10 protein-coding genes are annotated in these 13,568 nt (G+C 61.6%); 8 read left to right on the plus strand and 2 right to left on the minus strand.

Translation table 11 applies throughout. The annotated features are described in order from the left end of the window. Positions 1-604 precede the first annotated feature (604 nt). A complete protein-coding gene (locus HK28_RS06545; protein WP_086643810.1) occupies positions 605-1,924 on the plus strand; it encodes an MFS transporter in 1,320 nt (439 codons plus the stop codon). A 289-nt stretch (positions 1,925-2,213) separates the two neighbouring features. Here HK28_RS06545 and HK28_RS06550 read toward each other — a convergent pair whose 3' ends face one another. Further along, positions 2,214-4,451, minus strand: coding sequence for a primosomal protein N' (locus HK28_RS06550; RefSeq protein ID WP_086643811.1), 2,238 nt, complete (start codon positions 4,449-4,451; stop codon positions 2,214-2,216). A 69-nt stretch (positions 4,452-4,520) separates the two neighbouring features. On the opposite strand from HK28_RS06550, the gene HK28_RS06555 reads away from it, so the two are divergent. From HK28_RS06555 to HK28_RS06570, 4 genes are all read left to right on the plus strand, one after another. Next, positions 4,521-5,531, plus strand: a complete 1,011-nt coding sequence (locus HK28_RS06555) for a tyrosine recombinase XerC (protein ID WP_086643844.1) — start codon at positions 4,521-4,523, stop codon at positions 5,529-5,531. Continuing rightward, entirely contained in the window at positions 5,528-6,499 is a 972-nt protein-coding gene (gene pip / locus HK28_RS06560) for a prolyl aminopeptidase (RefSeq protein WP_369823610.1), read from the plus strand. Before HK28_RS06555 ends, pip begins: the two co-directional genes overlap by 4 nt. A 37-nt stretch (positions 6,500-6,536) precedes the next feature. Then, entirely contained in the window at positions 6,537-7,583 is a 1,047-nt protein-coding gene (locus HK28_RS06565; RefSeq protein ID WP_086643812.1) for a retroviral-like aspartic protease family protein, read from the plus strand. Positions 7,584-7,978: 395 nt separating this feature from the next. Next, positions 7,979-9,463 carry an amino acid permease gene (locus tag HK28_RS06570; RefSeq protein WP_369823611.1) on the plus strand — a complete coding sequence of 495 codons (1,485 nt, stop codon included), beginning with the start codon at positions 7,979-7,981 and terminating at the stop codon, positions 9,461-9,463. A gap of 4 nt (positions 9,464-9,467) precedes the next feature. Here HK28_RS06570 and HK28_RS13730 read toward each other — a convergent pair whose 3' ends face one another. Next, positions 9,468-9,665, minus strand: coding sequence for a hypothetical protein (locus tag HK28_RS13730; protein WP_143217341.1), 198 nt, complete (start codon positions 9,663-9,665; stop codon positions 9,468-9,470). 41 nt (positions 9,666-9,706) lie between these two features. On the opposite strand from HK28_RS13730, the gene HK28_RS06575 reads away from it, so the two are divergent. From HK28_RS06575 to HK28_RS06585, 3 genes are all read left to right on the plus strand, one after another. Continuing rightward, positions 9,707-10,603: a fructose bisphosphate aldolase gene (locus tag HK28_RS06575; protein ID WP_086643814.1), complete on the plus strand. Its 897-nt coding sequence runs from the start codon at positions 9,707-9,709 to the stop codon at positions 10,601-10,603. Between the two features lie 330 nt (positions 10,604-10,933). Beyond that, complete coding sequence (locus HK28_RS06580) at positions 10,934-11,398, plus strand: DUF1203 domain-containing protein (RefSeq protein WP_086643815.1); 465 nt, start codon at positions 10,934-10,936, stop codon at positions 11,396-11,398. A gap of 289 nt (positions 11,399-11,687) precedes the next feature. Continuing rightward, complete coding sequence (locus tag HK28_RS06585) at positions 11,688-13,373, plus strand: alpha-keto acid decarboxylase family protein (protein ID WP_086643816.1); 1,686 nt, start codon at positions 11,688-11,690, stop codon at positions 13,371-13,373. Positions 13,374-13,568 lie beyond the last annotated feature (195 nt).

Here is a 13,568-nt window from a genome sequence, read left to right on the forward strand (position 1 = left end):
TCACAACCTCTCGCTCAATTCAATACATTAATAGGTCCTGAACCTAGGCCATTTTTACACGCTGTCCATATCGCAGTATGCTTCAGTGTCGATGTTTGGAAATCAGTGTCAAACGCCGCGATTGATTTCCAGCCGCTCAGTGCCTCATGCGTAAAATAGCCCCCGATTCTGAGCTAACGACGCTCGTATTTTCATGCAGTGTTGGGTGTGCGGCGAATATTTCGAAACCGTGGTAAAGATATTTTATTTTTAATAGATAAAAATTATCTAGTTAAGAGTAAAATAAACAATCAAAAATCGAAGATATTCGGTTTTTTTCTTTCAGATAAAAAGCAATATTTTTATTTTCTTTTACCAAATGCGGCCTTTTTGTGGAAATTCGTTGACATCTGCGTGTGCGACAGCTTATTAACAGCGCATATCACAGTTTCTGCATCGCTATTCATGGCGATGCCACGTCAATGTTGTCCGTTGACGTGACTTTCCGAAACGAGGCTTTCGCCTTTACGCGAAGCCGTGCGCTGCAACCTGCTTTGACCACGTGTCGGCGGGCCGGGATATGCATGTCCGATTTTGCAGTCGCTTAGTCAAGAAAGACAGATTTTTGTCAGGCGCAATCACAAGTCAACGCCGGGGTATTTCCGGTGTTCTGGGTATCCCGTCATCTCTTTTCTTCGGATTTGTCGGCCTCCTCCTCTTCATGGTTGGCGACGGCGTGGAGGCGGGCTATCTCGATACATTCATGCTGCATCATGGCCACACTCAGGCGGACGTGAATCTTCTTTTCACGACCTACGGGGTTACCGTCATGATATCGGCGTGGTTGTCAGGCCCACTATCAAACCTGTATGGCCCGCGCCGCACGATGTGGGCCGGTTTGATTATGTGGGCTGCGCTTGAAGTGGGATTCCTCGCGCTGGGGCTTGGTCCAGATAATTTCGCAATGACTCTCACGTTCTATACTCTGCGTGGCTTCGCATACCCGCTGTTCGCTTACGGGTTCCTGGTCTGGATCGCTGCTGCTACGCCCGCCCGCATGCTTGGTTCCGCAGCAGGTTGGTTCTGGTTTTCGTTTTCTGCCGGTCTTCCAACGCTTGGCTCGCAATTCGCCCGGTACACCATTCCTTATATCGGAGAACTGGCTACGTTCTGGTGCTCGCTTGGACTGGTGATTGCGGGCGGTCTGATTGCGTTGCTGCTGGTGCGCGAACAGACGGGTTCACATCCTTTGATCAAGAAACCTGTCGACAAAAAGGACGTTTTTTTTGGTTCGATCAGCATCATGTGGCGCGAGCCGAAGACCTTGGTCGCGGGTGTCATCAGGACTGTCGATACGTCTTCGGAATATGCTTTTCTTGCGATCATGCCAGCTTTTTTCGTGGATGTTCTTCATTACACGCAGGCGCAATGGCTGGATTTGCTGTCGATCATCTTTCTTGGAAATATCCTGTTTAACCTTGTGGCGGGTATGGTCGCCGACAAGTTGGGACATCGTTTCGTAGTCGCCGTTTTCGGTTGCGTCGGATCGTGCCTCACGATTCCTCTCTTCTACTACACGCCGATTTGGTATCCGGGTAATTTCATGCTCGCGGCCCTTGCTGGCTTTATCTATGGCGGCACCGTCGCTGCGTTCGTTCCGATGTCAGGTCTGATGCCGTTGATCGTTCCCAAAGAAAAGGCCGCAGCGCTTTCGATTTTAGGTCTTGGCGCAGGGGCCAGCACGTGGGTCGGTCCTGCAGTTGTGGGCGTCTGTGAGTCCTGGTTTGGCCTTGGACTGGAAGGCGTGATCTGGACCTTCTCCGGCCTCTACCTCGCGGCAGGCGCGATGACGCTTTACTTGCGCATCTCACCTGAGGCGCACAAACATACGCGGATGCTCGAGGCTCGTGCAGAGAGAGAACTGCGCCTGCAAGAAGCGGCCTGAGTCCGGCAGGATGTCACGGAAGGTCAAATGGGCCTTCGTGGCAGGGATGCGGAGTTCTATCTGATCCACTAAACTTGGCTTCACAGCATGCAGATATCTGGATCACTGTAATGTACGACGATATCGTTCCACCTCTACGGGACTGCATGAATCAGCTGCGATTGCTGTCTGGAGCGTCACCTTCTGCGTGACGCTCCAGATGTAAAATAGTTAGATAGTTGGCGTGTCGTCCCCTTAGCCAATTTTACCTGACGCTGGACGCTGCCTTATGTGGGCACAACGGTCATATCTACAAAAACGACACCGGGTCCACGTCCACATCGACCCTTACTCCGGCGCCAACTTTCACCTCCGCCAACCACTGCCGCAGGATAGGCTGCACGGCTATAGCGCGGCGAGTGCGCAATAAAAGACGGTGCCGGTGCCGACCACGCAGCAGTCCGAGTGGTGCGGGGGCGGGGCCAAGGACCTCGACGCCCGGTGCTTCAGGGGCGGCGCGACCCAGCCTTCGCGCCGTGTCCTGAGCCGCCTCCGGATTTTCCGAACTGACGATTAGAGCGGCCAGGCGCCCAAAGGGTGGCCAGAAGCCTGGCTGCCGCTGCCGGGCTTCCTCCTCCATAAATGCCCTAAAATCCCCTGACACCAGCGCCTCCATGACCGGATGCTCCGGCGCGTAGGATTGCAACAGCACGCGCCCCGGCGCCTCAGCGCGTCCTGCGCGCCCGGCCACCTGATGCAAAAGCTGGATTGTGCGCTCGCCAGCGCGCAGGTCGGCTCCGCCAAGGCCGAGGTCCGCATCGACGACGCCGACAGTCGTCAGATGCGGAAAATGCCAGCCCTTGGCGACGATTTGCGTGCCGACGATCAAATCTATTTCTCTTTGCGCGATGCGTTCCACCGCATCGGAGATGGCGGCGGGACCGCCGACCGTGTCGCTGGCCATGACCAGAACACGCGCATTAGGGAACGTTTCTTCGGCTTCCTCGGTAATGCGCTCGATGCCAGGGCCAATAGCGGTCAGGCTGTGCTCCGCGCCGCACTGCGGGCAGGTCTCCGGTATCGGCTGTCGATAATCGCAGTGATGGCAGCACAGAATCTTGCGCTTGCGATGCTCGACCAGCCAGGACGTGCAGTGCGGGCATTCCATACGCTGCCCGCACGTCCGGCAGAGCGTCAGCGGCGCATAACCACGCCGGTTCAGGAACAGCATTGCCTGCTCGCCGCGCGAGAGTGTCGCGCCGATCTCGTCGATCAGTGCAGGAGAGAGGAAACGTCCGCGCGGCGGCGGGGCCATTCGCATGTCGATCAGCCGTGTCGTGGGCATCGCCGCGCCGCCGTGACGCGACGGGAGGACGAGATGCCCGTAACGACCGGTCTCCACGTTGTTCAGCGTCTCCAGACTTGGCGTCGCGGAGGCAAGGACTACCGGCGCGTTCGCCAGGCGGGCGCGGACGACGGCCATGTCCCGAGCGTTGTAGGTGACGCCTTCTTCCTGCTTGAAGGTCGCTTCGTGCTCTTCGTCGACGATGATCAGACCCAGATCGTGAAACGGCAGGAACAGCGCGGAACGTGCGCCGACGACCACCCTGGCCGAACCGTCGCCGACCGCATTCCATGTCAGACGTCGCGCTCGCTGGCCGATTTCCGAATGCCACGTCGCGGGCGTCACGCCGAACCGTCGCGCGAATCTTTCCATCCACTGCGCCGACAGCGCAATTTCCGGTAGGAGCACCAGAGCCTGTCGACCGGCGGCGATGCACTCCGCCACGGCTTCCAGATAAATCTCGGTTTTGCCCGAGCCGGTCACGCCCTCCAGTAAGGTGGCGCTGAAGCGATGCTCGCGTGTGAGGGCGCGCAGCGCGGTGGCGGCGACATCTTGCGCGCCGCTCAGAACAGGCGGGTTGTGATCGGGGTCGGGTGCGGCGAACGGCGCGATCGGCCCTAACGGGGCGGCGAGCAACGCGCCTGCGTCCGCCAATCCGCGAATCACGGCGGCGCCGACGCCCGCACGCCGGGCGAGCTCCACGCCGCTCAGGGGCGCTTCTTCTTCTAATGCAGCAAGGACAGACCGGCGCGCGGGCGTCATGCGTAATCCATCGGGAAGCGTCGGTGCGGTGCCCCATCCAGAGCGCGGCCCCGCCTGCGTTCCAAGCAGATGGGGACGGAGGGCCATCGCCAGCACCATGCCCGGCGGCGCGAGCGTGTAGGCGGCGACCCAGTCGATAAACCGCCGCAGCATTTCCGGCATGGGCGGCGCGTCGACAAGCGTGGAGACGGCGCGCAATCGGGAATCGGAGATCTCTGGCGGCGGGGGCGGCGCCAAGTCCAGGGGCAGAGGCGTCTGATCCCACACGACGCCGGTCTCACGCCGTCCGCCCAGAGGGACGGAGACAATAACGCCGGGGCGCAATGAGTCCGCAAGCGTCGGCGGCGCGGCGTAATCGAGCGGGCAGGGAAATGGTAGCGGCAGAAGCACGGCCACGCGCTTTCGCGGAGGCTGGGGTTCCAGTAGGCTGGTTTGCGCCATGCCCTTGTGTAACCTCTCTCGTGCCGTCTGTCTTCTGCCCCTCGTCACGCGATGCGGCAGGCGGCCCGCGTGACGGGTGAAGACGCTGTCGTCGCTTTTCTGTCCTGGCTCGCGGCCGAGCGCGGCGCTTCGCCTCGTACGATCGACGCCTATCGCGGCGATCTTGCGCTGTTTTTTTCCTTCATGACGGAGCATCGCGGCGCGCCGCTGGACCTGAAGGCGCTCGGCGCACTGAGCCTCTCTGATCTACGGGCGTGGCTGGCGCACGAACAGACCCGGGCGCTGACCCCGCATGGTGGACGCCCGGCGACGACGCGTGACCGCGCGGCCCGGTCGCGTGCGCGGAGGGTGTCGACGCTCCGATCTTTCTTCAGGTTTCTCGACAGGCGCCTGAACGTCGAGAACCCGGCGGCGCAGCTTCTGGTGACGCCTCGCGCCAAGACGCCGCTGCCGCGCCCACTCACGCGCAGCGACGCGGCGGAGGTCGCGCCGGGCGTTGCGGCCACCGAGCGTACGCCCATGGCGCAGGCGCGCGACGAGGCGCTGTTCCTGCTGCTCTACGGCGCAGGGTTGCGTATTTCTGAGGCGCTGGCGTTGAACGTCGGAGATTTCGATGCGGCGCGCGCGGGCGGCTTTCTCCGCATTGTCGGCAAAGGAGGGAAGGAGCGCCTTGCTCCGCTTGTGCCTCGCGTCCTCGACGCGCTGACGCAGTGGAGGAGGGCGCATCCGTCTCCCGCCCGGGATGAGCCATTATTTCCCGGCGTTCGTGGCGGGCGTCTGAATGCCGCGGTCGCGCAACGGGCGATGCGGGAATGGCGCATCGGCGAAGGATTGCCCGACCACGCCACTCCCCATGCGTTGCGCCACTCCTTCGCGACGCATCTTCTGGAAGGCGGCGCCGATTTGCGTTCGATTCAGGAGTTGCTGGGGCACGCGAGTCTTTCGACGACGCAGCGCTACACGCTGGCGGACGAGGCGCGGCTGCTGGACGTCTGGGAGCGCGCCCACCCGCGCGCGGCCTTGGGCGCGGCGGATGGCGCGGAAGGGCTTCGTGCAGGTGAAAAAGGAGAACCAGAGTGACGAACACGACCGCCGCGCCCCGCACGCCCTATCCGCCGATAGAACCCTACGCGCACGGTATGATGGACACGGGCGAAGGGCACCTCGTCTATTGGGAAAGATGCGGAAAGCCCGGCGGCGTGCCTGCGGTGGTGCTGCATGGCGGGCCGGGCGGCGGATGCACGCCGACCCAGCGTCAGCTCTTCGATCCGGAACGATACGACGTGCTTCTGTTCGATCAGCGCGGCTGCGGCCGGTCGACGCCGCATGCCTCGCTTGAGAACAACACCACATGGCGACTGGTCGACGACATCGAGCGGCTGCGTAAAATGTGCGGTTTCGAAAAATGGCAGGTGTTTGGCGGCTCCTGGGGATCGACGCTGGCCTTGGCCTACGCCGAAACGCATCCGCAAAGCGTTAGCGCGTTGGTCCTGCGCGGGATATTCACTCTGCGGAAAGCGGAACTGCACTGGTATTATCAGGAAGGCGCTTCCTGGCTGTTTCCCGACAAGTGGGAACGTTTTCTCGAACCCGTGGTGGAAGATCAGCGTCACGACCTGATGTCGGCATACCGGAAACTTCTGACCAGTGAGGATGAAGAAATCCGGGGTAGGGCGGCCGTGGCGTGGTCTGTCTGGGAGGGCGAGACGATCACGCTTCTGCCCAACGAAGGATTCGCCACCCAGCACCGGGACCCGAGCTATGCGCTCGCGTTCGCACGGATCGAGAACCATTACTTTGTCCATGCAGGCTGGATGGACGAAGGGCAGTTGATTCGCGACGTGGAGGCGATCCGGCACATTCCGGCGGTGATCGTGCAGGGGCGATATGACACGGCCACTCCGGTTCGTACCGCGTGGGATCTGCATCGTGCATGGCCCGAAGCGGAGTTCGTAATGATCGATGACGCCGGGCATGCGGTGTCTGAGCCCGGCATCCTGTCCGCCCTGCTCGACGCAGTAGACCGTTTCGCGGACAAACTCTCCTGACAGGCGGCAGGGGCGTATTTTCGTGACGATTCGACCCATGACGAAAATCGCGAAGGCCGATAAATGGCTGCGATCTTGCAGAGCGTTCCGCCGACTGCTGCCGGCGCACGGGGCGCTCGTCGTGCTGGCGTTAGGGCTTGCGCCGGTCGGCTCCAGAGCTGCGGAACAGTCCTGCGCGCCCCGCCTTTTGGCCGAAACTCCCCTCCGCGACGATATGGGATTCCTGTCAACGCCAGTGTCGGTGAACGGGCGCACGGTCAGCCTGGTGGTCGACACCGGGTCCGAGGGCAGTCTGATTTCTCCGGATTATGCACGCGAAATGGAATTGCCCACGGACCCGCTCCGGAGCACGCGCCTCGCCGGGCCGGGGGGGGACGGCGGCGTGGCGCCGAACGTAATCGCGCGGAGTCTGCGGATCGGGGGACTGGAGCTTGGGCCGGTTTCGCTTCCTATGGGTTTTTTGCCCGCGCGACCGAACATTCACCCGCCGGTGGAGGGGCTGCTGGGTGGCGATCTGCTGTCGGGAGACGGTGCCGTGCTCTGGCATCCACCTGTAGTAGCGCCTGCTGGCGGAGGGCGCGTTGACGCGCTCGAACTCGATGCGCCAAGCGGGAGGATGGCGTTCTGGACGGCGGGGGCGGCTGAAGCATGCGATCAGCCGCCACGCGTCGAAGGCGGGTGGGCGTCTCTTCCTGCGACACGGCGAGGACGGCGGATTGTCCTGAAAATCAGGCTGGATGGCCATGACCTGACCGCGTTGCTGGACAGCGGCGCCCGGTCCCGAATCGTTTCCCAAGAGGCTGCTGCGGCACTGGGCGTCTCGAAAGACGCGCTGGAGCGAGATCCCGGCGGAACGACTGCGGGCGTAGACGGGAGGGCGTCGATCTATCGGTGGCATCGCTTTCACAGCCTGACCATCGGCGGCGAGACCGAGTTGAATCCGGTCCTCACCGTGGCGCGGGTCTCCGAGCCGGTGGACATGCTGTTGGGATCGGACTGGTTCGCGCAGCGCCGCGTATGGATTTCCTATCGCGAGGGCCGCGTCTTCGTCGTCAACTTACGCAAGGCGTCCTCCGGGCGCTGATCTGGTGCACGACTGCAAGGAAATTCACTTGTCACCCCGGCGGCGCTCTGACAGCTTGTTTTGATGAAAAAACGAAGCTCCCGATCCGGTGTGGCGCCTGTTGATCCCCGTGCGGCGTCTGCGCTTTGCGCCAGTTGGAGTGTAGCCCGTAGATGAACGGGCTTGCCGCGCCCTGCGACTGGCGGGTCTTGCGATGAGATCAGGATCGGATATGCACTGCCCGCAATGAACGAACGGATACGCGTGGCGACCAAAGCCTCGGCTCAGACTGTGACGGTTGGTCGTCGGCGCGGCGTGCGACGTGCATCCGCGGTATTGCGCCGATCCGAAGTCTGGCGGTCCCTGGCTATGCGGACCCGAAATTGAAGGTGAAGAGCTGAATGAGCATAGACGCGGTGAGCAGAAGCCCGGCAGGCGAGGGACCTTCCGCTGGCGCCACGCAGGGCGCTGGCGTGACGGAAGAAGGCTACCACAAGGGGCTTGGCAACCGGCAGGTTCAGATGATCGCCATTGGCGGGGCCATCGGCACGGGCCTGTTCCTCGGCGCCGGTTCAAGGCTACAGGCCGCTGGCCCATCGCTTGCGATCGTCTACCTCGTGTGCGGCGCTTTTTCGTTCTTCATTCTCCGTGCGCTGGGCGAACTGGTCATGTACCGCCCGACCAGCGGCAGCTTCGTCTCCTATGCGCAGGAATTTCTCGGCGACAAGGCGTCCTATGTCGCCGGGTGGATGTCGTTCCTGAACTGGGCCATGACCGGCATCGTCGATATCACTGCAGTCGCGCTCTACATGCATTTCTGGCCGGTTTTCGGCGGCGTGCCGCAATGGGTCTTTGCCCTTGGCGCGTTGTGCATCGTGACCGGAATGAATCTGATAGGCGTGAAGTATTTCGGCGAGATGGAGTTTTGGTTCTCGCTGATCAAGGTCGTGGCGCTGGTGCTGTTCCTGATCGTCGGAACGGTGGTGCTTGGTTCGCGCATGCCGGTGGACGGGCATATGACGGGGTTGCATCTCATCACCGATAACGGCGGCTTCTTTCCGCATGGCGTGGCGGCGGCGCTGATCCTGACGCAGGGCGTGGTCTTCGCGTATTCGGGCATTGAACTCATCGGCACGGCGGCGGGCGAGTGTTCGGACGCCCGGACCATTCTGCCGAAGGCCATCAACAGCGTGATCTGGCGTATCGCGTTGTTCTATGTCGGCTCCGTCGTGCTGCTGGTCTGCCTGTTGCCGTGGACGGCGTATCACGCGGGCGTCAGCCCGTTCGTCACGTTCTTCTCGGCGCTGGGTGTGCCGGGCGTCGATACGATCATGAATATCGTCGTCCTGACGGCGGCGCTCTCCAGCCTGAATTCGGGTTTGTATTCCACCAGCCGCGTTCTTCGGGCGCTTGCGGTCGGAGGCTCCGCGCCTCGGTTCCTCGCCCACCTGAATCGCAGTTCCGTCCCGTCGGGAGGCATCTTTCTGACGGTTTCGATCTATCTGATCGGCGTCGGCCTTAACTACATCGTGCCCGCGCAGGTGTTCGAGATCGTCCTGAATTTCTCGGCCCTGGGCATTGTCGCCACCTGGATGTTCATCCTTGGCAGCCAGATCGCCTACCGACGTCTGGTGAAGCGTGGTGAGCGCCCGGCAAGCGCGTTCCCCATGCCCGGTGGTCAGGCGATGTCGTGGCTGACCATCGCCTTTCTCGCAGGCGTCGTAATTCTCATGGCGTTTGATTATCCGGCAGGCGTCTTCACCATTGCGGCGTCGCCGTTGATCGCCGTCATGCTGTTCGTTGGCTGGCTGCTGGTCCGCAACAAGCCGCCAATGATGATGCCGGAGACTGTCCCGTCGATCGAACTGACGCGCCGTATCCTCGAGCACGAGCAGGATTAACACGTCATTTACGGCGCATGACGCTGGCGAAGATGCGCGCGTCGTGCAATTCTTGCGGCACTTGCCGGAGGGGCGGAACGCGGGTCGCCTGGACCTGCGCCTCTCCTCCGTGCGCCATCGGCTCGCGGGCGATGAAGGGTGACCCGCCCGGACGTTCAGCGTTCGGCACGCGCCGTCGACGCCGGTATCTGCGGGACGACATGTCCCGGCACGCATCCTGAGTTCAGCAGAGAGAAACGTAAGATGTCCATTGAACGGATGAAAGAGCAGATGTCGAGCAAGGGCGGCTTCATCGCCGCGCTCGACCAGAGCGGCGGGTCGACCCCGGGGGCGCTGGCGCTCTATGGAATCTCCGAGGGCAGCTATTCCGGCGACGAAGAGATGTTTCGTCTGATGCATGAGATGCGTTGTCGCATCATCACCTCCCCGGCGTTCACGGGTGAGAAGGTGATCGGCGCCATTCTCTTCGAACGCACCATGGACGGGGAAGTCGAGGGCAAGTCTGTCCCGAGCTATCTGTGGAACGATCGCGGCGTTGTCCCTTTCCTGAAGGTCGATAAAGGGCTTGAGGACGAGAAGAACGGCGTTCGCCTGATGAAGCCGATCCCCGGCCTGGACGAGCTTCTTGCCCGCGCCGCGAAGCTTGGCGTGTATGGCACCAAGGAGCGTTCGGTCATCAACCTGCCGGATCGCGAGGGCATCGCCGCGATCGCGGCGCAGCAGCTCAAGCTCGGCGAGCAGATCGCAGCGCACGGGCTGACGCCGATCCTTGAGCCCGAAGTGCTGATCAAGAGCCCGGACAAGAAAGGCGCCGAGGCGATCCTCCGCGAAGAGCTTCTCAAGGGTCTCGACGCGCTGCCGGGTGATTACAAGGTCATGCTGAAGCTGACGATTCCCGACGTGCCGGACCTTTATCTGGACCTCGTCAAGCATCCGCGCGTCGAGCGGGTCGTGACGCTGTCCGGTGGCTATCCGCTGGATGAGGCGTGCAAGCGTCTGGCCGCGAATCACGGTCTGATCGCCAGTTTCTCCCGTGCGCTGGTCGGCGACCTGAAGGTCTCGATGAGCGATGCGGAGTTCGATGCGGCCCTGAAGACCGCGATCGACAAGATCTACACGGCGTCCGTCGAAAAAATCTGAACCGCCCGTTTGGGTCTTCCGCTCCCGCCAACCGGCGTTCCGGTCTGGCGGGAGTGCTTCGTCGTGTCGCCGACGCGCGGTTTTCTCCCCTGAAGCCTATCGTGCTCTGAAGAGCGGATCGCAGGAAGATCGTCCGTCGTCGGGCCGGGTTTCTTCATTATTTTCTGTAAACGTCAGCTCTCTGGTTCCGTTGTGTGAGCCGTGAAAGTCCAGAGCTGGCCTACCGCGTACTGAAACCGGGCGTGGTTAATGTAATTTGATCGCAAGATTCGGAGTGTAGATGCACTCGCGAGCCGCCAGGAACATAGCGCCAGAAAAGGAGGCGTATATATGTTCTGCATTCAGCGGCTCGACGCGAGCGAGTTCACGTGGCTTTCCAGACTTTCGGATGAGGAACTGTCAGTGATCGGCGCAAGGCGGTGCGTGGTTGACGCCCAGCCGGGATTTCCCGATCGCATCGAAATTCGTGATCTTGAAATCGGGGAAAACGCTATTCTGCTCAATTACGAGCATCAGCCCGCCGTTACGCCGTACCGGTCGCGGCACGCCATTTTCATTAAAGAAGGCGCAGAGCGCGCGGCCAACATAATCGACAAGATTCCCGAAGCCATAAGAATTCGTATGATTTCGCTGCGGGCGTTCAATGTGGCGGGGGAGATCATCGACGCCGATCTCGCCGAGGGGACCGATCTGCAGCCACTGATCGAGCGTTTCTTCGCCAATCCGGACGTGTCCTATCTCCACGCACATTATGCGAAGCGGGGCTGCTACGCCGCTCGCATCGTTCGGGCCTGAGAAGCGGCGAGGTATCTGATTGAGGGCGTAGTAACAGGCGGAACTTTCCGCGCCGCTTCGGCGTCATCAATCTGAGCCCGTGGTTACGCTGCAACCCGTTCAAGCCTGCGCGACGACGGTGAGCCGCCGGCTTTTGAGCGTCAGGCCAGCCGAAGGCGGGCAGCGATCCATATGCATTGGATATGGATCGTGCGATTTCCATATAGTAGTAAGATGAGATCGACGACGCCACACTCCACCCAGATGTCGATCCCGTTGGGGATCAACGAAAGGACAGGGAGCGTCTTTCATGACCACAGAGAAATTTACCGTCGGGCATTACTTGTCCGCGCGTCTCGGGCAGATCGGCCTTAAGGATCATCTCGCCGTCGCAGGCGATTTCAATCTTGTCCTTCTGGATCAGCTTCTGGAAGAGGGTTCGACCCGCCAGATCTACAGCTGCAATGAACTGAACTGCGGTTACACGGCTGAAGGTTATGCGCGAGCGAATGGCGCGGCGGCGATGATCGTAACGTTCAATGTCGGCGCCTTGTCCGCCGTGAACGCCATCGGTAGCGCTTACGCGGAAAGCCTGCCGGTCATATTCATCTCGGGCGGCCCGAACACCAACGATCAGGGCAGCGGCCATATCCTGCACCACACGATCGGCACGACCAATTACGGTTACCAGATGGAGATGGTCAGCCACGTCACCTGCGCGGCGGAAGTGATCCAGTCGGCGGAGAACGCCCCGGCGCAGATCGACCATGCGATCCGCACGGCCCTGCGTCTACGCAAGCCCGCTTACATCGAAATCCCCTGCAACCTTGCGAGCGCGCCTTGCATGCGTCCTGGACCGGTTTCCAGCCTTCTGGCCGAGGCGACGCCGGACCGTGTGAGCCTTGACGCTGCGGTGAAAGCCGCAGGCGAATTCCTGTCCGCACGCGAAAAGGTCGTCATCCTTGTCGGCAGCCGCGTTCGCACGCTGGGTTCGCTGGAGCCGATCGTGGCGCTGGCCGAGCGCGTTGGCTGCGCCGTCACTGTCATGGGCGCCGCAAAGAGCTTCTTCCCTGAGGATCATCCGCTGTTCCGCGGCGTTTACTGGGGCGAGATCAGCACGATGGGCGCGCAGGAACTGGTGGAGAGCGCGGACGGCGTGATCTGCCTTGCGCCAATCTTCAACGACTATGCGACTGTGGGGTGGCAGTCCCGTCCGAAGCCGGAGGACACGCTGCTCGCCGACCTGAACGAGGTCACTGTCGACGGACGCAGCTACGCCGGCTTCCATCTGGGCGCCTTCGTGTCTGCGCTGGCTGAGAGCGCGCCGCGTCGTCCGGCGACCGGACAGACTGCGAAGCCCGCGCCGGATGTCATTCCTGCGTCGAAGCCTGATGCGGCGCTGACGAATGATGAGATGGCGCGCCAGATCAATGCTCTGGTCGACGGCAACACCACCCTGACGGCCGAGACCGGCGACAGCTGGTTCAACGCGGTACGCATGAATCTGCCGGGCGGCGCCAAGGTCGAGAGCGAGATGCAGTGGGGCAGCATCGGCTGGTCCGTCCCGGCTGCGCTAGGCGGCGCATACGCGGCACCGGATCGTCGTCATGTGCTGATGGTCGGAGACGGCTCGTTCCAGCTGACGGCGCAGGAAGTGGCGCAGATGGTCCGCTACGAAGTTCCGGTCATCATCTTCCTGGTGAACAACCGTGGCTATGTCATCGAAATCAAGATTCATGACGGCCCGTACAACTACATCAAGAACTGGGACTACGCGGGTCTGATCGACGCATTCAATGCGGGCGAGGGGCATGGTCTGGGTCTGCACGCACATAATGGCGCGGAACTGGCCGAGGCGATCGAGAAGGCCAAAGCCAACACGCGTGGCCCGACCCTGATCGAGTGTCATATCGGTCAGACAGATTGCACCGACATGCTGGTTCGCTGGGGCAAGAAGGTCGCCGCCGCGAACAGCCGTCCGCCCGCCAAGGCGTAAGTCAGGTTTGGCTCCGGGGCGTTTCAGCGCCCCGGAGCACGTTACGGTGATCATGAGGCTCGCCAATTCTGAGCCATATTTTCGATTGCGCTTATCCAGTCCTATCGCGGCTGTTATTCATCTCCCCTATATTTGCCTCACAAGCATGATCATTGCGCATGGATGGACGACCTTCCGAGGCGACCATATTGCGCT

Origin of the sequence: Acetobacter sp. DsW_063, from assembly GCF_002153745.1 — a bacterium.
Taxonomy (GTDB): Bacteria; Pseudomonadota; Alphaproteobacteria; order Acetobacterales; family Acetobacteraceae; genus Acetobacter.

Excerpts from the sequence above, each read along its gene's own strand:
- HK28_RS06550 (WP_086643811.1), bottom strand. The coding sequence starts at position 4,451 with ATGGCGCAAACCAGCCTACTGGAACCCCAGCCTCCGCGAAAGCGCGTG.
- HK28_RS06565 (WP_086643812.1), top strand. The coding sequence starts at position 6,537 with ATGACGAAAATCGCGAAGGCCGATAAATGGCTGCGATCTTGCAGAGCG.
- HK28_RS13730 (WP_143217341.1), bottom strand. The coding sequence starts at position 9,665 with ATGTCGTCCCGCAGATACCGGCGTCGACGGCGCGTGCCGAACGCTGAA.
- HK28_RS06575 (WP_086643814.1), top strand. The coding sequence starts at position 9,707 with ATGTCCATTGAACGGATGAAAGAGCAGATGTCGAGCAAGGGCGGCTTC.
- HK28_RS06580 (WP_086643815.1), top strand. The coding sequence starts at position 10,934 with ATGTTCTGCATTCAGCGGCTCGACGCGAGCGAGTTCACGTGGCTTTCC.
- HK28_RS06585 (WP_086643816.1), top strand. The coding sequence starts at position 11,688 with ATGACCACAGAGAAATTTACCGTCGGGCATTACTTGTCCGCGCGTCTC.